The sequence below is a fragment of the Pseudomonas saponiphila genome, assembly GCF_900105185.1.
Taxonomy (GTDB): Bacteria; Pseudomonadota; Gammaproteobacteria; order Pseudomonadales; family Pseudomonadaceae; genus Aquipseudomonas; species Aquipseudomonas saponiphila.
Window position 1 is genome coordinate 3,076,051 of record NZ_FNTJ01000001.1, and the last position, 21,832, is coordinate 3,097,882.

Below are 21,832 nucleotides of genomic sequence, written 5' to 3' on the forward strand. Positions count from 1 at the left end.
TCCTGGGCTGGACTCAATGTTGAATCAATAGGTTGAGCGGAAAGTCGTGCAATACCGCGCTGATCAGCAACTCCTTATGGGGTGTGACTGCTCCGGTTGAAAAAAGTCCATTCATGTTGCGGCGCGAGGCGGTGAACGGTAGTTGCACCCGGGTATCGCCCCATCGTTGTGCATCGACCATGGGCACTGCGCTGTCATCCAGCAGCGCGGCGACCTGGATCGGCACTATCACCACCAGCCGTTGCTCGCGGTACTCGCGCATGAAGGCCAGAACCCGTCCCGCCTCCTGGCCGAGTACCGGCAAGGGCCGGTAGTGGCCGCGCCGGAACAGCTCCGGATACTGGCTGCGCAGGCCCAGGGCCCGGGCGATCAGGCCTTGCTTGATGCGTCCGTCGCGCCAGCCGGCCAGCCACTTTCGGGGATCGCGCAGGCGGTTCAGCGCCTGTTGCCGGGCCCCGTAGTCCACCGGCCGGCGGTTGTCCGGATCCACCAGGCTGAAGTCCCAAAACTCGTTGCCCTGATACAGGTCCGGCACCCCTGGCACCGTCATGCGCAGCAAAGTTTGCGCCAGGCTGTTGAGGGCGCCGGCGGGAGCGATGGCATTCACCGCGTCGGCGATCGAGCGGCGCAAGGGCCGGCCCTCGGGTGCGCACAGCAGGCTGTCGATAAACCCTTGCACGGCCTCTTCGTATTCCAGGTTCGGCGCGGCCCAGCTGCTGTGCAGCTTGGCCTCGCGCAGAGCCTTGAGCTGCCATTGGCCGATTCGCCGGGCGTAGTCGGCCAGGGCCGGTTGATCATCTGCCTGCAGGTCCAGGGGCCAACTGCCCAGGAGGATCTGGTACAGGATCAGCTCATCCGCCGCCGATGGTCCCTCGCGGCCTTGGCGCAGGGGCTCGGCCAGCGGCCGCCAGGCCTGCACCTGGCGCACGTACCAGGCGGCGCGCTCGCTGAGCACCGCCAGGCGCGCGCGACTGTCCTCGCCGCGCTTGTGGTCGTGGGTGGCGCTGGTCAGCAGATTGTCGGGGAACTGCGCCAGGCGTTGTTCGCAGGCGCTGTGAAAGGCTGCCGGCGGCGCGCTGAACTGCTCGGTATTGAAGCCCACGTCATTGCGTGCCAGGAGCACCGCCGAGCGATAGAACGCGGTGTCCTCCACCGCCTTGGCCGCTGTCGGCGAGGTCAGTTGCTGGAAACGCACGCAGGCGTGGCGCAGCAGTTTGCGTGGGCGGCCCGGCGGTTGCTGGCGCCAGCTCTGGCCGCCGAGCCAGCGCTCCAGGTAATCGAGCACCGGCCAGTCGGCTTCGCCCAGGCTGGCGCGCGCGCCCTGCAGGGCCTGCTGGAACACCCGCTGGTCCTGGGGGCCGCGGCCTCGGGCGCTGATGTAGGTGCGATACACCGGGAAGTGCACGATCAGCTCCTGCAGTGCCCGGCGGATGGCGCCCAGGGTCAGGTCGCGGCTCATCAGGTCCAGGCGTGCCACTTGCAGCAGGGCCTGGGCCACGCTCTCGAAGTCGCCGGCCAGCGAGCCGTTGAGGATCTGCTGACGAGCCAGCAGCGCTTCCCGGGCAAACTGCGCCGGCCGCCGACTGTGCCGGCTCCACAGTTCGGCCAGCAGTGGCCGGCCCGTGGCGGCCTGTTGCAGCAGCGACAGCTGGTTCATGAATTCGTAGCCGGTGCTGCCGTCCACCTGCCAGTCGCGGGCCAGGGTTTCGTCGGCGCCGAGGATCTTTTCGACGTAGATCGGCAGGTGCTGGCCGGGGCGCAGGCCCTCGACCCGGCGCCGCAGCTTGCGGCAGTAGCCTCGGGGATCGGCCAGGCCGTCGATATGGTCGATGCGCAGGCCGTCCACCAGGCCTTCCTCGATCAACTGGAAGATCTTGGCGTGAGTGGCTTCGAACACCGCCGGGCGCTCGACACGCAGGCCGCCCAGCTCGTTGACGTCGAAAAAGCGCCGCCAGTTGATGTCGTCGGCGGCGGTGCGCCAGCTGGCCAGCCGGTAATGCTGGCGCTCCAGCAACTGATGCAGGCGGCTCAGGCCTTCGGGCTGCCGCCCGTCGTAGCCTTGCAACCGCAGGGTGAGCGCTTGGCGCAGCGCCGGCTGTTGCAGCAGGCGCGCCAGGGCCTGCTGCAGGGGCCGGGCCTGGGCGTGAGCATCGTCGCGCAAGCGCAGGGCGCCGAAGGCGTCGGCCAGGGCCTTGAGTTCGGCCGCGGCCGCCGCAGCCAGAGGCGGTTCGACCCGTAGCAGCTCCCCGTAGTCGGCGGGGCAGATAGGAAAGCGATGCTCGTGGTGTTGCACATGAAAGCCCGCCAGATCCTCGTCCAGCTGCAATGGCAGGCTGCCTTGCTGCAGCGCCACGCCGTAGTCACTGGCCAGAAAGGGCAGCAGCAACTGGCCTTGCAGCAGCGGGTCGGGGGAGTGCCACTGGATATCGAAGAACTCGCCGTAGGGGCTCCGGCGCCCCCACTGCAACAGGTCCAGCCACCAGGGGTTGTCGCTGCCGCCCACCGCCATGTGGTTGGAGACGATGTCGAGGATCAGGCCCATGCCATTGGCGCGCAAGGCGCTCACCAGGCGCCTGAGGGCCGCTTCGCCACCCAGCTCCGGGTTGACCCGGGTCGGGTCGACCACGTCGTAGCCGTGCATCGATCCGGCCCGGGCGCACAGCAGCGGCGAGGCATACAGGTGGCTGATGCCCAGGCGGGCGAAGTAGGGCACCAGGGGTACGGCGTCGTCGAGGCTGAAACCCTGGTGAAACTGCAGGCGCAGGGTGGCACGCAGCGGGGGCAGGGTGCTTGGGCTCATCGGTCACGCTCGAGGGCTTGCTGCCGGGCACAGGCCAGCAGTTCCAGGCGCCGGGCGGCGTCGCTGTCCTCCAGCAGGCGGCGGCTCGCGCTGGCCAGGCGCCGGCGCCAGTTGGGATGGCTGTCGAGGGTGCCGGGCAGGTTGGCCTGTTCATCGATGCCCAGGGCGTCTTCCAGGGGCAGCAGCACCAGCGGCGCCCGGGTATGGCCGAGAAAGCGCACGGCTGCGTCGATCACCTGCTCGGTTTCGTGGCAGTCCTGGCGAAAGTTCTGCGGGTCCCGGGCCAGGGCCTGGCGCAGGCCGTCACGCTCGCGCTGGCGATGGTCGGCCCATTGCCGGGCGCCGTGTTCGTCCACCAGGCCCAGGCGCAGGTTCCAGTCGATGTCGCGGCCCTGCCACCAGCCATTGAGGGTCGGCAGGTCGTGGGTGCTGGTGGTGGCCAGGGCGTTGTCCGGCCAGTCGAGGATCGGCCTGAAGTGGCAGCCGTGGTCCTGTTCGAACAGCAGCACGCGCATGCCGAGCATGGCCCGGGCGGCGAGCTTGTCGCGCAGGCCGTCGGGCACCGTGCCCAGGTCTTCGCCGAGCACGATGGCCTGATGGCGGTGGGATTCCAGGGTCAGCAGGCGCAGCAGGTCGTCCACTGGGTAGTTGAGGTAGGCGCCGTCGCTGGGCGGCGCGCCCAGGGGAATCACCCACAGGCGTTGCAGGCCCATGACATGGTCGATGCGCAGCCCGCCGGCGTGAGCGAAGTTGGCCCGTAGCATCTCGATAAAGGCAAGAAAGCCGTGGCGCTGCAGTCCCTCGGGGGAGAAGGCGCAGATGCCCCAGCCCTGGCCCTGGCGATTGAGCACGTCCGGTGGTGCGCCCACGGTCAGGGACGCCAGCAGCTGGTCCTGGCGGCTCCAGGCCTGGCTGCCGCCGCCGTCGGCGCCCACTGCCAGGTCGGCGATCAGACCGATGCCCATGCCGCCGCTGCGGGCCGCGCTCTGCGCCCGTTCCAGGCCGCGGGCGATCAGCCACTGGCAGAAAGCGTGAAAGCCGATTTCCTCGGCATGCTCCTGGGCAAACCGGGCCAGGGCCGGGCTGGCCGGGTTGCGCCACTGTTCTGGCCAGTGGCGCCAGTCCAGGTCTTCGCCACGGGCCGCTCGCTGGGCCTGTATGGCTTCGAAGCGGCAGTGGTTTTCCAGGGCTTCGCCGGCGGCCCGGCGATAGCTGGCGAAGTCCTCGTGCAGCGGGTGCTGGCCGTGACAGAAACCCTCATACAGGGCCCGCAATGCCAGTTGCTTGGCCTTGGCGGCCTGAGGCCAGTCGATCAGTGGCGCATGTTCCAGGGCCTGCAGCTGTTCGCCGAGGCCGCAGGACTGGATGGCGGAGCGCCAGGCCCGGTCCCCGAGAATGGCCGCCGGCGCGGCGTACAGGCTGTTGAGAAACAGCCGGCTGGAGGGCGAATAGGGGCTGTAGCGCTGGGGATCGGCGGCGAACATGGCGTGCAGCGGGCTGATGGCCAGGGCGTCGGCGCCGCGCTCGGCGGCCTGGCGGGCCAGGTCTTCCAGGGCCTGGGTATCGCCAAAGCCGCCATCCCCGGGGCGCCGCAGGGCATACAACTGTACCGCCAGGCCCCAGGCACGGGGCGTGGCCTGGTCCACGGCGTCGGCCACGCTGTAGCAGCGTTCGGGGGCTACGGCGAGGACGAAGTGTTCGTCGACCACCTGTATCCCGTGGTAGCCCACGGGCAGCACACCGGGCAGCACGCCGGCCTCATCCAGGGACAGCGACAGCTGGCTGCCGTCTTCCAGCTGAATGGCGCAAAGCGTGTGCGCCGCAAAGTAGCGGGCCAGATCCAGCCCCTGGCCGACGTCGACGGTGAGCAGCGGCGGCAGGTGGCGACTCTGTTGCAGTTGCTGCAATCGCTCCAGGCTGTGGCGGATTTCCTGGTCGTTGCCGGCCGGGTGGCCCAGGCCCGCCAGCACGGCCCGCAAGACCCGGGGCTCGACCTTCTGCCCACGGCCGTTGGCATCGATCCAATCCACGGCCAGGCCGGCGCGGCTGGCCAGCAGTTCCAGTTGCGCATCGCTCATCGGCGTTCTCCATCAGGGGCTGTCGGGGCAAGCATGTCGTCCAGTTGCACCACCACGCTGAAGGCCGGCAGCCAGCCCTGGCGCCAGTGGTCGAGGCTGTGGGGCGGGTGTTCGAACCAGAGTTGCCCCGGGGGCTCGGGCGCCAGCTCGACCCGGTGCGGGCTCAGGTTGAGGTCGATGCGCAGGCGGCTGCCATCCCCCAGGCGCCAGCATGCGCTGAGGGCGCCCTCGGCCAGAACCCGGGTGCCCAGGGCCCGGGCGGCGGGCAGGCGCGGGAGCAACTGGCGATGGCGGATCTGCAGCAGGCTGCGGTACAGCGCCCGGGTCGCGGCGGCCTGGTCGGAGCGAGGCTGCGGCCGCGAGGCCTGGAAGGTCGAAAGGGCGTTGGGGTCGGGGATGCGCTGGCGCTGCTGGGCATCGGCAAAGGCCCCGAAGGCGGCGAACTCGTTGCGCCGGCCCTCGCGCACCGCTTCGGCCAGTGGCCCCTGATGACTGGTGAAGAACAGGAAGGGTTCCTCGGCGCCGACCTCGTCGCCCATGAACAGCAGCGGAATCATCGGTGACAGCAGCAACAGCGCTGTCGCGGCGTGCAGGGCCTGGGGCGGTACCAGCTGGTTGAGGCGCTCGCCGAAGGCCCGGTTGCCGATCTGGTCGTGGTTCTGCAGGAATAGCACGAAAGCACTGGGGGGCAGGTGGCCGCTGGGTTCGCCGCGGGCCTTGCCGTGGCGGTCGGCATGGCCCTGGAAGGCGAAGCCCTGGCTCAGGCAGCGGGCCAGTTGCGTGGTCGGGTCGTCGGCGAAGTCGGCGTAGTAGGCCTCGGTTTCCCCGGTCAACAGCACGTGCAGGGCGTTGTGGCCATCATCGTTCCACTGGGCATCGAAGCCCTGTTGCAGCAGGCTGGCCTGATTGCGTTCGTTCTCCAGGTTGAGCCACACATGGCGCTCGGGAGGCACGGCCTGGCGTACCCGTTGGGCCAGTTCGAGGAGAAAGTCCGGGTCGTCGATGGCGTGTACCGCGTCCAGGCGCAAGCCGTCGAAGCGGTATTCCAGAAGCCACATCAGCGCGTTGTCGATAAAGAAGTCGCGTACCGGGCGGCGGCGAAAGTCGATGGCCGCGCCCCAGGGGGTGTGCCGGTCCTGGCGAAAGAAGCCCTTGGCGTAGTGCGGCAGGTAGTTGCCGTCGGGGCCAAAGTGGTTGTAGACCACGTCGAGAATCACCGCCAGGCCCAGGCCGTGGGCGCAGTCGATTAGCGCCTTGAGCGCTTCGGGCGGGCCGTAGGAGGCTTCCGGCGCATAGGGCAGAACCCCGTCGTAACCCCAGTTGCGCGCGCCGGGGAACTCCGCCAGGGGCATCAGCTCGATGGCGGTCACCCCCAGTTCCACCAGGCCCGGCAAGGCTTGTTGCACCGCCTGGTAGCCGCCCATGACCCCCACGTGCAGCTCGTAGATCACCGCTTCGTGCCAGGGCCGGCCAGCCCAGGCGGGGTGCTGCCACTGATAGGCATCGGCGGCGACCACCCGGCTCGGGCCGTGGATGTCGCCGTCCTGGGCCCGGGACGCCGGGTCCGGCACCAGCAGCTGTTGGTCGATCCTGAAGCGGTAGCGGCTGCCCGCAGGACAGGGCGCCTGGAGCACGAACCAGCCATCGGCCTCGGCCTGCATGGGCAGCGACCGGCCCTGGTCGAGTTCGAGGCTGACGCTGCGCGCATCCGGGGCCCAGAGGGCGAAGCGGGTGCGCGCAGCGTCCAGGACAACCGCACCGTGGCGTGCAGGGGGGCTGAGTGACATGGCTGCCGGCCCCTACGACCTCGCGGCCTGTCCCAGGGCCTTGGCCACCAGTTGCTCATAGAGCTCGGCGTAGGGTTCCACCGCCTTGCACCAGTTGAACGGCGCCGCCATGGCCCGGCAGCGCATGGCATTGAGCAGCGCCGGGTAGGCGAACACCTTGAAGGCCCGGGTCAGGGCCTGCTGGTAGCTGGGGACCGTGGACTCGTCGAAGAGGAACCCGGTGACGCCATTGTCGATGGTGTCCGCCAGCCCGCCGGTGTTGCGCGCCACCGGCAGCGAGCCGAAACGCTGGGCGTACATCTGGCTCAGGCCGCAAGGCTCGTAGCGCGACGGCATGAGCAGGAAGTCGCTGCCGGCGAACATGCGCCGGGCGTCGGTTTCGTTGAAACCGATATGCACCCCGATGCGCCCGGGGAAGCGCCGGGCCAGGGCGCGCATGGATTGTTCTTCCTCCGGTTCGCCACGGCCGATGATGGCGATCTGGCCACCTGCTTGCACGATGAACTCGGCCACCGCCTCGGTCAGGTCCAGGCCCTTCTGGTAGACCAGCCGCGAAACCACGGCGAACAGCGGGCCATTGCTGGGGTCGAGGCCGAACATCTGCCGCACGTAGGCGGCATTGGCCGCCTTGCCTTGCCAATCGCCGATGCTGAAGGGGCGGAACAGGTGGTTGTCGGTGGCGGCGTCCCAGCTCTCGTCGATGCCATTGGGAATGCCGCTGAGCAGGCCCTGTTGGGTCTTGCTGGCCAGGAAGCCGTCCAGCCCGCAACCGAAGGCCGGGGTGGTGATTTCCCGGGCATAGGTGGCGCTGACCGTGGTGATGTGGCTGGCGTAGGCCATGCCGGCCTTGAGGAACGACAGCTTGCCGTAGAACTCCATGCCCTCCTGTTGCAGGGCGTGTTCGGGAATGCCCAGCTCCGGGCAGGAGGCCAGGCTGACCACCCCCTGGTAGGCCAGGTTGTGGATGGTGAACAGGGTGGGCGTGCGTTGTCCGCGCCAGTGCATGTAGGCCGGGGCCAGGCCGGCGGGCCAGTCGTGGGCGTGCACCAGATCGGGGCACCAGTGGATCTGCGCCAGGTTGGCGGCGATGTCGGCGGCGGCCAGTCCCAGGCGGGCGAAGCGAATATGGTTGTCGGGCCAGTCGCGGCCATTGTTGGCGCCGTAGGGCGTGCCTTCGCGCTCATAGAGTTCCGGGCAGATCAGCACGTAGATCACCAGGCCGTCGGGCATGTCCATGCGCCCGATCTTGCACGCCGGCAGCGCCGCGTGGCCGCCCAGCTCGCCGATGATGTGAATGGGGTTCTCGCTGTGCAGCACCTGGGGGTAGCCGGGGATCAGCACCCGCACATCGTGCAGGTGGGCCATGGCTCGGGGCAGGGCCGCAGATACATCGCCGAGGCCGCCGGTCTTGACCAGATCGGCGATTTCCGAAGTGACGAACAACACCCGCTTGCGGTTGGGATTTTGCCGGGCCAGCGGCAGCACCGTCTTGCTCCCCGAAGTCGGCTGGGCGGTGCGCTCATCGGCCTGCGGTTGAGGATGCTCTCCCTGAGTATTCAATACGGCGCTGATCATAGGTCTCTCCGGTTTTTATTGAAGTGCTGTCGGCCAAATCCTGTGGCCGGGCGCAAACGCACCACACATCGATCAGCCTGAGCTGCTCGAGCGCTGAAGCAGAAAGGGTGGAGGAGCCGTTGCAAGGAATGCACCAGTGGCAGCGACCCTACCTTTAACCTGACTCTGGGCCGAAGCGAAAAGTTTCGACTTTTTCAGTACCAAAGTGACCGGTCGGTCACGGGGCGAATTTCAGTCTAGGACACAACCTAGAGCGTCGCTGTGGTCCCTCGGGCTTTCCCCCGGGGGGCTGGCGGGAGCAGGGGGCTCTCCCGACGAAAGGTCGTGGCTGCACCGTCGGCGAGCGTGGCTGTCCAGCCTGCGGCGCGAAAACGGTGAGGCCCTGCCTGCGGCTGGTGCAGGGCCTGGGGCGCCTTGCCCGAAAATGGGCAGTGGCGGCTCAGTTGAGCAGGCGGATCGGCCGGCCGGCGTGCCAGGCCTGCAGGTCCTCGATCATCTGGCTGAAGAACAGCCGGTAGTTCTGCCGAGTGACGTAACCGATATGGGGCGTGGCCAGGACATTGGGCAGGTGCCGGAACGGATGCTCGGCGGGCAAGGGTTCTTCGGCGAACACGTCGAGGGCGGCTCCGGCCAGTCGGCCCTGTTCCAGGGCAGCGATCAACGCCGCCTCGTCGACGATCGGCCCCCGGGCGGTGTTGATCAGCAGGGCGTCGGGCTTCATCCAGGCCAGGGCTTGGGCGTCCACCAGGTGACGGCTGCGTTCACTGAGCACCAGGTGCACCGAGAGCACATCGGCCTGTTCGAACAGGGCTTGCTTGTCGACGTGGATCACCCCGGCGGCGGCCGCGCGTTCGGCGCTGAGGTTCTCGCTCCAGGCAATCACCCGCATGCCGAACACCTGACCGAACTGCGCTACCCGCTGGCCGATGTTGCCCAGGCCCAGCAGGCCCAGGGTCTTGCCGTGCAGATCGCCGCCCAGGCCCTGTTGCCAGTGGCCGGCACGCAGGGCATTGGCTTCGTTGAGCAGGTTGCGGGTCAGGGCCATGAGCAGGGCCCAGGTCAGTTCCGGGGCCGCCTGCCGATAGCTGTCGCTGCCGCAGACCTGGATCCCCAGGGCCTTGGCGGCCTCAAGGTCGATGGCGGCGTTGCGCATGCCGCCGGTCAGCAGCAACTTGAGTCGGGGCAGGCGTTGCAGCAGATCGGCGTCGAACAGCGTGCGCTCGCGCATCACGCAGATCACCTGGAACGGCAGCAGGCGCTGCACCAGAAGCTCGCGCTGGCCGGGGTAGTCATGCAGGAAGCTGACCTGGCCGATGCCCTGCAGCACCGACCAGTCCACCACCTCGCGGGCCACGTCTTGCCAATCGTCGATTACCGCAATCTGCAGCGTCATGTTCGGGCTCCTGATTCGGGGGACGGATCAAGCGGCCCGGTGGGGCCTGCTGAGGTTGCCGATCATGGCGCAGATTTGTGGCCATGCGCACGCGGATATTCATCGGCGCCGGCCTGTCGGCAAGTAGGTCGCGGGAGGCGGATGGCCAGGCCGCTAGGGGCTGGCCGTCAAGTGCCCGGGCTGGCCAGCCAGCCCAGGGTCAGCCACACCAATACGGCGTAGCGGGCGCCCTTGGCCAGGCTGACCAGCAGCAGGAATCGCTTGAGGGGCTCGCCCATGACGCCGGCTACCAGGGTCAGCGGGTCGCCGATCAGTGGCATCCAGCTCAGCAGCAGCGACCAGTGGCCATAGCGCTGGTAGTGCCGGCGGGCTCGTTCCAGGTGCCGCAGGCCGACGGGGAACCAGCGGCGCTCCTTGTACTGTTCCAGGCGACGGCCCAGCCACCAGTTGACCAGCGAGCCCAGCACATTGCCCAGGGTTGCCACCAGCCACAGCCCGAGCACGCTCAACTGGCCGTTGTGCAGCAGGCCCACCAGCAGCGCTTCCGATTGCATGGGCAGCAGGGTGGCGGCGGCGAAGGCCGCCAGGAACAGCCCGAGGTAGGCGCCGAGGATCAACGGGCGGGGTAGTCCGCCACCAGCACATCCCGGCCATCGCGGGTCAGGCCGATGATCTGGAAGGCTTCGGCGCCCATGCCGTCCACCTCCATGCCGGGGGAGCCCATGGGCATGCCTGGGGCCGCGATGCCCAGCAGGTCGTCGCGTTTGCGCAGGGCCAGCACCTGTTCGGCCGGCACATGGCCCTCGACGAACTTGCCGTCGATGACCGCGGTGTGGCAGGAGCCCAGGCGCGGTGCCACGCCCAGGCGCTGCTTGACCGCGCTCATGTCGGCCTCGACGTGATCGCGGACGTTGAAGCCGTTGGCCTGCAAATGCTCGATCCACTTCTTGCAGCAGCCACAGTTGGCGTCCCGGTGGACATCGATGTCGATGCTGCCGGCGGCCTGGGCCAGTGAGGTGATGAACAGGGCGGACAGGGCCGCCAGACGCAGTCTGTGTTTCATGGAATATCTCGTGTGGGTACGCGGGCCAATGCCGGGTGCGGCGCATTTTTGCGGTTTTTGCCGGTTTGCGGCACGCGCGTATGTATCAAGGTGATACAAAACCGCTGCGCGGGCTTGGGACCTGTTGCCCCGGCGGCTTGTTGGAAGGCCCTGCATGCCGATAGAGTCCCGCAGGTTTGGCAAGCTTAATCGGCGCCGGCTGTCAGCAACCTGAGGTCTGGGTTACAGATTTGTCAGGTGGACTGGCAGCCAGGGCGAACCATCTTATACAGGGCCGGGCGCACGGCCCGCGGCACACCAGCGAGGCTCCATGAAACCCTACCTGACGTTGTTGTTCCTGCTGTTGTTGGCCACTCCGGCGCTGGCCGAATACAGCGCCCAGGAGCAGGAGAACCGGCGCAATGTGCTGGCGTTCTATCAACTGGCCCTGAACGACAAGGACTTCGCCGCTGCCCGACCTTACCTGGGCGCGCACTACATTCAGCACAATCCGGCCGTGGCGGATGGCATCGAGGGCTTTCGGACCTTCATCGAATTTCTCAAGCAGCACTACCCGCAATCGCGCAGCGAGATCAAACGCCTGTTCGTCGATGGCGACTTCGTGATCGTGCATGTGCGCAACACCGGCCGCGAACCGGGGGTGGTCAAGTCGATCATCGATATCTATCGCCTGGAGCAGGGCAAGATCGTCGAGCATTGGGACACCAGCCAGGTGTTGCCGGACAAGGCCGCCAACGCCAACGGCGCCTTCTGATCAGCCGGCCGTGGCTTCCAGGCGTTGCTTGAGATTGCCCAGGGCCTGGGCCGACAGCTGCTCCATGCGTGGGCCCAGGCCGCTCAGATGCAGGTCGGTGGAGAACGCCAGGGTACGCTGCAGCAGTGTGCCGTCCCCCTGTTTGCTCAACTGGTAGCGAAGCGAGCCATCCAGCGCGGCGGAACTGAACAGGACCTTGAACTCCTTGGGAAACAGCGCGACCAGCACCCGGTAGCTCGTGGGGATCTGCACCCCCAGCAGGTTCATGGTTTCACTGAAGCGATGGCCGGCCGGCAGCGAACCGCCGAGCCCGGTGTCGGCCCGCAGGCTGCACGGGTGCCATTCCGGCCAGCGGTCCGGCTGGCTCAGGTAGTAGTAGACGGTGTCGATGCCGGCCCGGATGTACAGCTCGTGGCGGATCTGTTCCTGCAATAGATGTGATTGGCGCTGGCCCATGACGCACCCCACTTCCTTGTGACCGGAGCCTCCAATATAGTCCCGCCGCCGGGGCCTGCCAGCGGCGGCGGGCAGCCGTTCAGCGGACTTTGAAGCGGCTCATCAGATGGCTGACCTGGGCATTGGCCTGCAGCAGGCTCTGGGTATTGCTTTCGCCGGCCCGGGCGCTTTCCACCAGTTCCTCGACCATGTGTCGGATGCTCACCATGCTGCGGTTGATCTCCTCGGTCACTGCGCTCTGCTGCTCGGCGGCGGTGGCGATCTGGGTGCTGAGGCTGTTGATCTGGCTCACCGAATCGGCCATCTGGTCAAGGCCGCTGTTGACCCGCGCGGTGGCGTCCGCCGCCGATTGGCAACTGGCCTGGGTGTTCTCCATGGCGCTGACCGAGGAACTGACGCCCTGGCTCAGGCGGCTGAGCATTTCGTTGATCTGCGAGGTGCTGTCCTGGGTCCGCGCCGCCAATGCCCGGACTTCGTCGGCAACCACCGCGAAGCCGCGTCCTTGCTCTCCGGCCCGGGCCGCCTCGATGGCGGCGTTGAGGGCCAGCAGGTTGGTCTGTCCGGCGATGTCGCCGATCACCCCGAGGATTTCGGTGATGCGCTGGGCATCGGCCTGCATGGCTTCGACCTTGTGGGTGGCATCGGCCACTTCGTCGATCAGGGCGATGACGCTGCCGGAGGCCTGGCCCACCACCACCCGCGAATGCTCGGCATGCTCGTTGGCGCGGCGGGTGAAGTCCGCAGTCTGTGCGGCGTTGGCCGCGACGCTCTCGGCGGTGCTGCTCATCTGCGTGATGGCGGTCACGGTCTGGTCGGTTTCCGAAGCGTGACGCAGCAGGATCTGCTGGCTGTGGGTCGAGCTCTGTTGCAACTGCACCAGGCTGCCGGCCATGGCGTCGGTGGCCTGGGTCACTTCGCCGATCATCGTCTGCAGGTACTGGATGAAGTGGTTGACCGAATGGCCGATGGCGCCAAGCTCGTCTTCGGCGCGGATCACGATGCGTCGGGTCAGGTCGGCATCACCGGTGGCCAGGGCATCGATGTTGCCCTTGAGGATCTTCATCCGTTGCACCAGTTGACGGATCGCATAGACCTGCAACAGCACCAGCAGGATCACCATGGGGATCTGCAACAGGCTCAGGGTGCTCAGTACATCGTCGCGCTGGGCGGTGATCTGCTGGGTGGGTAGGGTACTGGCGAGGAACCAGGGAGTGCCTTCGATGGCGCGCATGAAGAAGGTGCTGGGCACCCCGGCGTTATCGAATTCGAGGCGCTGGGGGCCCTTGTCACGCTGCTCCAGCGCGGCCTGGATCCGGGCGGCGAAGGGCGAGGCGGCGGCCAGTTCGCGAATGTTCTTGAGGACGATCGGGCCACTGATGCGTGAGCTGTTGCTGATGATCTTGCCGTCGGCCTCGACGATCAGCATCTGCGCGTTGAGTTCCTTTTCCTGGCGGGCCACCAGGTCGTTGAAGAAGCCCAGGGTCACGTCGATGGTGGCCACGCCCCAGGGCTGGCCGTCGCGGCGGATGGCCATGGCGCAGTTGGTCCGCGGTTCGGCGCTGGCGTCGTCCTTGTAGGCCGCGGCCCAGGCGCACTGGCCGGGAGCAGTCTGCATGCCGCCCTGGTACCAGGACTGGTCGTAGTAATTGGGGGCCGGGTCGCTGTTCCAGAAGGTGTTGACCACCAGCTTGCCGGAGGCGTCGCGGTGCCAGAAGGTGCTGTGCTTGTTGCGGCCCGGGGTGCGCTGGCCCGGCAGGGGCCAGATGCCGCCACCGAAGACTTTCTGCTCGCCGTACTGGTCCACCAGCCCCGGCAGGACCCGGTCGATGCTGTCGCTGTCGAGCAGGGGAATGGTCTGGGTGATGCTGCGCTGCTGGGCCTGGACCTTGTTCAGTTCGCCCTGGATGTGTTCCGCCACTTCGGCGATGCGGTTCAGGGCCACCTGTTCTTCGGTGTGGCGCAGCTTGGGCGCGACCAACTGACTGATGCCCACGACGGTGAGTACCAGCATCAGGACAATGAACAGGACCAGAAACAACGTGTAGCGGGTTTGAATGGTGCGCAAAGCGGGCATGGGACCTGTCCTTTCCGAGCGTTTCTTATTTTTCGGGGGGGAGCCGTGTCAGGGCATCCACAGGATGTCGGCGCGGTTTTTCAGCTCTTTAGTACGATCGTCCAAAAAAGTCGCGGTGGGTTTAAAAACCACGATCGGCGCTGGTTGGCAAAGGCGCCGGGCGGGGGTGAAAAGCCTCGATCAGAGCAGGAAAAGATGACGGTTCGAGCATGGCCGACCCTCCGTCCACCCTTTAAATCGGGCCTTTGGGCGAAATGTGTCGAGTTTGTACAGAAATTGTAAATTGTCGAAATAAAGCGTTGTTGCCGGGCTCCCTCGGCGTTGATACTGGCGCCCATTCAGATGATTCAACACGGCTTCCACCCAGTTTCAGGTACCCCATCAGAGCTTTCGAAGTCTGGCGGTCGACAGGTGAAACAGGGGGATCGGCAAGCCGGACTACAGGAGTGTCAGCATGGCAATCGGATACGTTGGAGGCTGGACCAGCAAGGCGGGTCTGTTGGTACAGGAAGGTGGCGGCAGTTCCTCCAAACCGGTTTCGCAGAGCGCCAAGGTGCGGCAGATGTTGAGCCTGGTGGGCAGCAACCCCACGGTGCTGGACATCCGCAAGATGGACCAGTTGAAACTGCACAAGCAGATCAAGGGCTTCGATCCGACCAACGTGACCACCAAGTCCCTGGGCAGCATGAGCACCTTTTTGAAGAACAATGGCCTGATTTCCGATGTCACCGCGCTGAATCTGCTCAACGCCGGCGACAAGTTCGATCGCTTCGGCATTCCGAAGAACCCGGACGAGCCCTTCAATGCGCTGGAATACTTCGCCATGAAGCTCGATGACATCCAGAACAACAACATCAAGGGCAACAAGTACGCCAACTACCTGGTGCCCGAGTACAAGAAGGCCATCTACGTGCTGCAGAGCCTGCAGAACTACGGCAAGGGCAACGGCACCACGGTGACCGACAAGAACGTTTCCGCCAAAGCCTGATTGCAGTACGCCTGCGCGCTCGCTCAGCGAGCGCGCAGGTTGTCGGCTTCAGCGCGTCAGCAGCGCCATGACCTCTTCGGGATAGCGATTGCCCGCCGTGTTGCCCGGGCTGAAGATCTGCTCCAGCGACGCCAGCTCCTGCGCACTCAAGCGCACCTCCAGTGCCCCCAGGTTTTCCTCCAGATAGCGCCGTTGCTTGGTTCCGGGAATCGGAATCAGGTAGTCGCCCTGTGCCAGTACCCAGGCCAGGGCCAGTTGCCCGGCAGTGACCTGCTTGTCCGCCGCCAGTTGCTGCACCTGTTGCACCAGTTGCAGGTTGCGCTGGAAGTTCTGCCCCTGGAAACGCGGGCTCAGGCGCCGGTAGTCGTCGGCGGCAAAATCGTCCGGGCTTTGCAGGGCGCCGGTGAGAAAACCCCGGCCCAGGGGGCTGTAGGGCACGAAGGCAATTCCCAGGCGTTGGCAGGCGGCGAGGCAGCCGTTGTCTTCCTGATCTCGGCTCCACAACGAATATTCGCTTTGCAGGGCGCTGATGGGATGCACCTTGTGCGCCCGTTCCAGGGTCGCGGCCGAGGCTTCGCTGAGGCCCAGATAGCGCACCTTGCCGGCCTGGACCAGCTCGGCCATGGCGCCGACCGTCTCCTCGATGGCCACCTGCGGGTCGACCCGGTGCAGGTAATACAGGTCCAGGGTGTCCACGCCGAGGCGACGCAGGCTGCCGTCGATGGAGGCGCGCACGTAGTCCGGGCGGCCATTGACGCCGCGGGCCGTGGCGTCGCCCGGATCGCGGACGATGCCGAACTTGCTGGCCAGGAACACCTGCTGGCGTTTGCCGCGAATCGCCTGGCCGATGAGTTCTTCGTTGCTGTGGGGGCCATACATGTCGGCGGTGTCCAACAGGTTGATCCCCAGTTCCAGGGCGCGGTGCAGGGTGGCGATGGCTTCCCGGGGATCGCTGCCTGGGGCGTAGAAGTCGCTCATGCCCATGCAGCCCAGGCCGATGGCGGAAACCTGTGGACCGTTATGACCCAGTTGTCGAGTGTGCATCGGTGATTGCTCCGGTGAGTGGGGAAGAGCATGCAGTTTGCTACTCGACAAAAAACCGATAAACAGGCTAAAAACGCTATCACTATTGGTGTTTTCTAAATAATCGCGAGCCTGTGTTCCATGGACCGTTTTAATGCCATGCGCGTCTTCACCCGCATCGTCGAGCTTGGCGGCTTTGCCCGCGCCGCCGACGACCTGCAAATGCCCCGGGCTTCGGTGACCATCCTGATCAAGCAGCTGGAAGCTCACCTGGGGGTGCAACTGCTGCACCGCACCACCCGCCAGGTCAGCCCGACCCTGGACGGCGCCGCCTATTATCGGCGCTGCCTGCAACTGCTGGCGGACCTGGAGGAAACCGAGGCGGCGTTTTCCCTGACCCGGCACCATCCCCGGGGGCTGTTGCGCATCGACATGCCGGTGGGCATCGGTCGCCTGATGGTGATTCCGGCGTTGCCGGAATTCTCCGCCCGCTACCCGTTGATCGAGCTGGAAATCGGCCTCAATGACCGTCCGGTGGACCTGATCCGCGAAGGCGTCGATTGCGCCCTGCGTGGCGGCCCGACGCTGGACGAGAGTCTGGTGGCGCGGCCGCTGGTGCAATTGCAGCAGGTGACGTGCGCCAGCCCCGGCTACCTGCGCCAGCGGGGAATTCCACGGTCCCCGGCAGAGCTGGAGGGGCATCAGATGGTGGAGTACTTCTCCAGCGTCAGCGGCAAGCGCTACGGCCTGGAGTTCTTCGTTGACGGCCAGTTGCGCCAGATGCAGTTGCCCAAGCAGGTGGCGGTCAACAGCGCCGACGGTTACCTGGCGGCCTGCGAGGCCGGTTACGGGCTGGTGCAGACCCCGTACTACAACGTTGCCCGGCAGTTGCAGGCCGGCCTGCTGCAGGAGGTGCTGCAGGATTGCCCGGCGCCGACGCTGCCCTTGACCGCGCTGTATCCGCCCCAGCGCCATCTGTCGACCCGGGTGCGGGTGCTGGTCGACTGGCTGGTGGAGCTGTTCGCCCGCCCCGGCAACCTGACCTCGCGTCCCTGAAACCGCCGGTCCTGGCAGCAAAACGCCCGCGACGGGGCGGGCGTTGGTGGTGGGCGATGCGCTGCGGCCGATGGATTGGCCGCATGTCTCAGCGGTGGTAGTAGCCGGGGCCGCCGTCGTAGTAACGATGATGGCCGCCATCGCGGGGCATGATGATGCAGCCAGACAGGGTCAGGATGGCCAGCAGGGGAATCAGCAGCGTGATTCGACGAAACATTTATCAATCCTCAAGGGGCACGGAAAACGCAGCAGGCCGGCAAGGAAGCAAAATCTTCTTGGCGCCTGTACCATGTGACCCCGATTTCCCCGGCCCATCCCCAAATCCTGGTATGTGCTTGGCATCGACCTTGATACACGGCGGATACATTTTCAGCTTCAGGACCCCGCAATGACCCAGTCACAACGCTTGAAATACTCGATTCTGATTTCCCTGGTGGTACTGGGGACCATGCTTGGCCTTTCCTACCTGCAGAACCATGGCTTCATCAGCGAAAAACTCTTTCAGTACATCGCCATTGGCGTGGCGGTGGTCGTGGTGGTGATCAATGGCGTGATGCGCCGCAAGGTCAAGCCCTGAGCCGCCGGCGGCCTCAGGAGAGGCCGTCGAGCACCGCTGCGGCCTGCTGGTGCAGGCTGTAGCTCTTGTCTGCATTGAGGGTCAACACGCCCTCGCTGCACAGGCGCTTCAACACTTCCCGGACACTGAGAAACGACAGCGGAATGTCCAGTTCCAGCAATTGGCTGTGGATTCCGCGCACGCCCAGGGAGCGCTCGCTCTGGGCGGCGGTGAGCAGGGCGTCGATGACTTTCAGGCGAATCAGACTGGTGCGCAGGCCAAAGCTCTTCAGCAGCTGCTTGATGCGTTCGTTGCTGTTGCGCTCGGCGCTGCGGCTGAAGGCGCCGGCATTCAGCGCAGGCGGGTTGTTCACGGGGGTGCCATCCATTGGCAGTTGCGGGTTGTACATGCAAGAACTCCTTATCAGAGCCTGATCAGGAAAAGAATGATGGGTGCTCTAAGTACTAGACGAGCGAGGGTGACCAATCATGAGGCCCAGAATGTAGAAAAATTGTCAGTATCGAGTCACTGACATGTGATGACCGCAGCGGCCGGCGTTGTGGGCTTAAATTTTTTCCCCGGTCTTCGTCTTTATGGGCAGGCAGGCGCCGGTTGATCCGTGCGCGGCTGGATTCCCAGACTGGCGGCATTGCCGTACCCCGCCTGCGCACCAGTCCTGGTTGTGTTTTTTTGTATCAGGAGTCGGTGTGATCATTTCCAGGCAATTTCCGCATTTAGCCCTTGTCGCCGCGTTGCTGAGCCTCGGTTGTGGCGTTCAGGCACAGGCACAGCCGGACCCGGTCCGGGCCGAGATCCGCCGCACCAGCTTTGGTGTGCCGCATATCCGTGCCGCCGATGAGCGCGGACTGGGCTATGGCATCGGTTACGCCTATGCCCAGGACAATCTGTGCCTGCTGGCCAATGAAGTGCTGACGGTCAACGCCGAGCGTTCCAGGTATTTCGGTGCGCAGGGCCAGACCCCGGAGCAGCGCGACAATCTGGCCAGCGATGTGTTTTTCAGCTGGCTGAACAGCCCCGAGGCGGTGGCGGCTTTCTGGCAGGCGCAGACCCCGGCGCTGCGCGAACGCATGCAGGGTTATGTCGAAGGTTTCAACCGGCAGTTGCTTGAGCGCCGCGCTCAGGGCTTGCCGGAGCAGTGCCAGGGCGATTGGCTGCGGCCGCTGACCAGCGCCGACCTGGTGAAGCTGACCCGACGCCTGCTGGTCGAGGGCGGTGCCGGCCAGTTCGTCGAGGCCCTGGCCCTGGCCGCGCCCCCGGGAGACGCTGCCCAGGCGGCCTTGAGCCCCAGGCAGTGGCAACTGGCGGCGAGCCGGCAACAGGCTTTCGCCCTGGACCGGGGCAGCAACGCGGTGGCGGTGGGTGGCGAGCGTTCCTTCAATGGTCGCGGTCTGCTGCTGGCCAACCCGCACTTTCCCTGGGTCGGCGGCATGCGCTTCTATCAGATGCACCTGACCATCCCCGGCCAGCTGGATGTGATGGGCGCCGCCTTGCCCGGCCTGCCGCTGATCAACATCGGCTTCAACCAGCACCTGGCCTGGACCCACACCGTGGATGCGTCCAAGCACTTCACCCTGTACCGCCTGCAACTGGACCCCAAGGACCCGACCCGCTACCTGCTGGACGGTCGCTCGCTACCAATGCAGCGTCAGGTAGTGACGGTGCAGGGCAAAGGTGCGGACGGCAGTGTGCAACCCCAGTCGCGCACCCTCTACAGCTCGGTGTTCGGCCCCGTGGTGCAATGGCCGGGGGAGCTGGACTGGAACCGCCAGTACGCCTACAGCCTGCGCGACGCCAACCTCGACAACAGCCGCGTGCTGGCCCAGTGGTACGCGATGAATCAGGCCGGCAGCGTGACCGACCTGCAAGACCGCGTGCACCGGTTGCAGGGCATTCCCTGGGTCAACACCCTGGCGGTGGACGACCAGGGCCGTGCGCTGTACATGAACCAGTCGGTGGTGCCCAACGTGACCCAGGCCAAGCTGGCGCAGTGCAGCGATCCACGGGCCGGAACCCAGGTGATCGTCCTCGACGGATCGCGCAGCGCCTGTGCCTGGGACATCGATCCGGCCGCGGCGCAGCCGGGGATCTTCGCCGCCAGCCAGCTGCCGCAACTGGCGCGCAACGACTACCTGCAGCACGCCAACGATTCGGCCTGGATGGTCAACCCGGCGGCGCCGCTGCAAGGCTTCTCGCCGGTGATCAGCCAGCAGGACGTGCCGCTGAAGATGCGCGCGCGTTTCGCTCTGGAGCGCCTGGGCCGGATGCAGCAGATAAGGGCGGCCGACCTGCTGCACATGGTCAGCGACAACCAGGTGTACCTGGCCGGCCTGGTGATGCCGGACCTGCTGCAGTTCTGTGCGCAGGACCTGGGCGCCGATGCCCGGCAGCTGGCGCGGCTGTGTGGCAGCCTCGCCTCCTGGGACCGCAGTGCCGGTCTGCACAGCGGCCTGGGCCTGGTGTATTTCCAGAGCATCATGCAGCCGCTGTTGCAGAGCCCCGATATCTGGCGGGTGGCTTTCGATGCCAGGGACCCGCAGCACACGCCGCGGGGCCTGGCCATCGGCCGCGAACCGGTGGCCCGGGCCCTGCGTGCAGCCATGCTGGCAGCGGCGCAGGAGGTGGACGCCGCCGGGCTGGCGGATGACGTGCGCTGGGGCCAGTTGCAGCAGGTGAGCCGGGGCGGGCGGCCGACTCCGGTGCCCGGTGGCCCGGAAAGCCTGGGGGTGTACAACGCCATCCAGAGCGTGCCGGGGGACGACGGCAAGCGCGAGGTGGTGAGCGGCACCAGCTACCTGAATGTGGTCAGTTTCGATGAGCACGGGCCGCGGGCCCTGGGGTTGCTGGCGTTCTCCCTGTCCAGCGACCCGGCCTCGGCGCATTTTCGCGACCAGACCGAGGCGTTTGCCGCCAACCAGTGGCAGGCGCTGCCCTTTACCGAGGCGCAGATCCGCGCCGACGGCCAGTATCAGGTGCAACGGATCCAGGAGCCGCGCCGGGAGCCTGAGTCGATGCTCGCGCAGTGAGTGTCAGTCAGTGAATCGAGGCCGCCCCGGGAACCGGGCGGCCTTCAGCTGTTTGGCGGCGACTGGGGCAGGGCGTTGATCACCGGGTTACCCTGGCGATTGCGCGTCAGGTACACCGGCAGCACCTTGGGCAGCGAGGTCAGCAGGCTCTTGATCTCCCGGGTGTTGTAGATGCCGCCGACGCGGATGTTGCCGGTCTGGCTGTCAGCCAGCTGTACCGGGCTGTCCAGATAGCGATTGATCAGCGGCAGGGCCTCGGTGAGGGACAGGTTGTCCAGCACCAGCTTGCCGCTGCGCCAGGCCAGGGAACTGTCGTTGCTGTAGGTCTGGCTGATCTGCGGTGCGTAGTCGCCTTCCTGGTAGCGGGCCTGCATGCCGGGCTCCAGGCGGAACCCCTCGCCGGGCTGGGCGGTATTGCTGTTGACCAGCACCGAGCCCTGCAGCAGGGTGACCCGCACCTGATCTTCATACATCCACACGTTGAACTGGGTGCCAGTGACCTTGACCTGGCCGCGGGCGGCCTTGACCACGAAAGGATGAGCGCTGTCATGGCTGACCTTGAAGAAGGCCTCGCCCTTGTTCAGGGTGACCCGGCGCTGGTCCTTGTAGTTGCTGTAGGTCAGGGCGCTGCCCAGGTTCAGCTCGACCTGGCTGCCATCGGCCAGGGTCACGCTGCGCAGGCTGTCGCCGGCTTCGAAGCGTTCGTAGGACGAGGGCAGCCAACCCAGTTCCCAGCCGCTGTAGGCGGCCAGGGGCAGGGCACACAGGGCAATGGCCGCGGCCAGGCCGTAACGTTGCCAGCTGCGTCGTGGCGCCGGCTGGGGCGCCGGGGTCGACATGGCGGAGGGTGGCAGTTGATCGGCCACTTCCCAGATTTCCCGCATGGCCTGGTATTCGAAGGCGTGCAGTGGGTCGGCATCATGCCATTGCTGAAAGGCCAGGCGCTCGGCATCGCTGCAGTCTGCTTCGTGCAGGCGCATGCACCATTGCGCCGCAGCCTGGGTAATGGCGTCGTACTCGGCTTCTGAGAGGATCTGTTGGCTCATTGACTCTTCCTGATTTCGCGCATTCTACCCTTCGCGACAAGCCTTGGAGAACAACCATGATGGCGATTGCCCAGTCATCTGGGGTGAATTTCGCCCACGATGCCCTTTGTCAGGCGCTGGGAACCGGGCTGCGGATGTC

Annotated in this window: 18 protein-coding genes and 1 pseudogene; 5 read left to right on the forward strand and 14 right to left on the reverse strand. The window is 66.2% G+C overall.

Translation table 11 applies throughout. The features are described from left to right. Window positions 1-13 precede the first annotated feature (13 nt). The 7 genes from BLV47_RS14290 to BLV47_RS14320 form a co-directional block, all read right to left on the reverse strand. A complete protein-coding gene (locus BLV47_RS14290) occupies window positions 14-2,800 on the reverse strand; it encodes a malto-oligosyltrehalose synthase (protein WP_092314568.1) in 2,787 nt (928 codons plus the stop codon). Then, window positions 2,797-4,878, reverse strand: coding sequence for a 4-alpha-glucanotransferase (gene malQ / locus BLV47_RS14295; RefSeq protein ID WP_092314570.1), 2,082 nt, complete (start codon window positions 4,876-4,878; stop codon window positions 2,797-2,799). The genes BLV47_RS14290 and malQ overlap by 4 nt, the downstream gene beginning before the upstream one ends. Continuing rightward, entirely contained in the window at window positions 4,875-6,665 is a 1,791-nt protein-coding gene (treZ, locus tag BLV47_RS14300) for a malto-oligosyltrehalose trehalohydrolase (protein ID WP_092314572.1), read from the reverse strand. Before treZ ends, malQ begins: the two co-directional genes overlap by 4 nt. Window positions 6,666-6,677: 12 nt before the next feature. Beyond that, window positions 6,678-8,240, reverse strand: coding sequence for a glycogen synthase GlgA (gene glgA, locus BLV47_RS14305; RefSeq protein WP_092314574.1), 1,563 nt, complete (start codon window positions 8,238-8,240; stop codon window positions 6,678-6,680). A 439-nt stretch (window positions 8,241-8,679) separates the two neighbouring features. Continuing rightward, on the reverse strand, window positions 8,680-9,633 hold the full coding sequence (locus BLV47_RS14310) for a D-2-hydroxyacid dehydrogenase family protein (protein ID WP_092314576.1): 954 nt from the start codon (window positions 9,631-9,633) through the stop codon (window positions 8,680-8,682). A gap of 167 nt (window positions 9,634-9,800) precedes the next feature. Then, window positions 9,801-10,250 (reverse strand): YqaA family protein, encoded by a 450-nt coding sequence (locus tag BLV47_RS14315; protein ID WP_092314578.1) that lies wholly within the window; start codon window positions 10,248-10,250, stop codon window positions 9,801-9,803. Beyond that, window positions 10,247-10,696, reverse strand: coding sequence for a DUF411 domain-containing protein (locus tag BLV47_RS14320; RefSeq protein ID WP_092314580.1), 450 nt, complete (start codon window positions 10,694-10,696; stop codon window positions 10,247-10,249). The genes BLV47_RS14315 and BLV47_RS14320 overlap by 4 nt, the downstream gene beginning before the upstream one ends. Window positions 10,697-11,006: 310 nt before the next feature. On the opposite strand from BLV47_RS14320, the gene BLV47_RS14325 reads away from it, so the two are divergent. Then, on the forward strand, window positions 11,007-11,450 hold the full coding sequence (locus BLV47_RS14325; protein ID WP_092314582.1) for a nuclear transport factor 2 family protein: 444 nt from the start codon (window positions 11,007-11,009) through the stop codon (window positions 11,448-11,450). Here BLV47_RS14325 and BLV47_RS14330 read toward each other — a convergent pair whose 3' ends face one another. The 3 genes and pseudogenes from BLV47_RS14330 to BLV47_RS37025 form a co-directional block, all read right to left on the reverse strand. Continuing rightward, window positions 11,451-11,906 (reverse strand): SRPBCC family protein, encoded by a 456-nt coding sequence (locus tag BLV47_RS14330; RefSeq protein ID WP_092314584.1) that lies wholly within the window; start codon window positions 11,904-11,906, stop codon window positions 11,451-11,453. Between the two features lie 79 nt (window positions 11,907-11,985). Beyond that, window positions 11,986-12,831, reverse strand: coding sequence for a methyl-accepting chemotaxis protein (locus BLV47_RS37020; protein ID WP_425272172.1), 846 nt, complete (start codon window positions 12,829-12,831; stop codon window positions 11,986-11,988). 15 nt (window positions 12,832-12,846) lie between these two features. Next, window positions 12,847-13,980: pseudogene (locus BLV47_RS37025) on the reverse strand (cache domain-containing protein); the annotation flags it as partial. Window positions 13,981-14,434: 454 nt separating this feature from the next. Here BLV47_RS37025 and BLV47_RS14340 point away from each other — a divergent pair. Further along, on the forward strand, window positions 14,435-14,968 hold the full coding sequence (locus BLV47_RS14340) for a hypothetical protein (protein WP_092314588.1): 534 nt from the start codon (window positions 14,435-14,437) through the stop codon (window positions 14,966-14,968). Window positions 14,969-15,016: 48 nt separating this feature from the next. On the opposite strand, the gene BLV47_RS14345 is transcribed toward BLV47_RS14340, so the two are convergent. Continuing rightward, window positions 15,017-16,012 (reverse strand): aldo/keto reductase, encoded by a 996-nt coding sequence (locus BLV47_RS14345; RefSeq protein WP_092314590.1) that lies wholly within the window; start codon window positions 16,010-16,012, stop codon window positions 15,017-15,019. 120 nt (window positions 16,013-16,132) lie between these two features. On the opposite strand from BLV47_RS14345, the gene BLV47_RS14350 reads away from it, so the two are divergent. Next, the gene (locus tag BLV47_RS14350) at window positions 16,133-17,047 is read left to right on the forward strand and encodes a LysR family transcriptional regulator (RefSeq protein WP_092314592.1); all 915 of its coding nucleotides are present in this window, start codon (window positions 16,133-16,135) and stop codon (window positions 17,045-17,047) included. An 88-nt stretch (window positions 17,048-17,135) separates the two neighbouring features. Here the strand turns inward: BLV47_RS14350 and BLV47_RS36745 are convergent, their stop codons facing one another. Continuing rightward, window positions 17,136-17,264 carry a hypothetical protein gene (locus BLV47_RS36745; RefSeq protein WP_256596732.1) on the reverse strand — a complete coding sequence of 43 codons (129 nt, stop codon included), beginning with the start codon at window positions 17,262-17,264 and terminating at the stop codon, window positions 17,136-17,138. A 171-nt stretch (window positions 17,265-17,435) separates the two neighbouring features. Between BLV47_RS36745 and BLV47_RS14355 the strand changes: the two genes are divergently transcribed. After that, window positions 17,436-17,624, forward strand: a complete 189-nt coding sequence (locus BLV47_RS14355) for a hypothetical protein (protein ID WP_092314594.1) — start codon at window positions 17,436-17,438, stop codon at window positions 17,622-17,624. Between the two features lie 13 nt (window positions 17,625-17,637). Here BLV47_RS14355 and BLV47_RS14360 read toward each other — a convergent pair whose 3' ends face one another. Then, a complete protein-coding gene (locus BLV47_RS14360; protein ID WP_092314596.1) occupies window positions 17,638-18,012 on the reverse strand; it encodes a fe2+ zn2+ uptake regulation protein in 375 nt (124 codons plus the stop codon). Between the two features lie 298 nt (window positions 18,013-18,310). Between BLV47_RS14360 and pvdQ the strand changes: the two genes are divergently transcribed. Beyond that, window positions 18,311-20,647, forward strand: coding sequence for a bifunctional acylase PvdQ (gene pvdQ / locus BLV47_RS14365; protein WP_092314598.1), 2,337 nt, complete (start codon window positions 18,311-18,313; stop codon window positions 20,645-20,647). A 44-nt stretch (window positions 20,648-20,691) separates the two neighbouring features. Here the strand turns inward: pvdQ and BLV47_RS14370 are convergent, their stop codons facing one another. Then, window positions 20,692-21,693, reverse strand: coding sequence for a FecR family protein (locus BLV47_RS14370; RefSeq protein ID WP_092314600.1), 1,002 nt, complete (start codon window positions 21,691-21,693; stop codon window positions 20,692-20,694). Window positions 21,694-21,832: the final 139 nt, after the last annotated feature.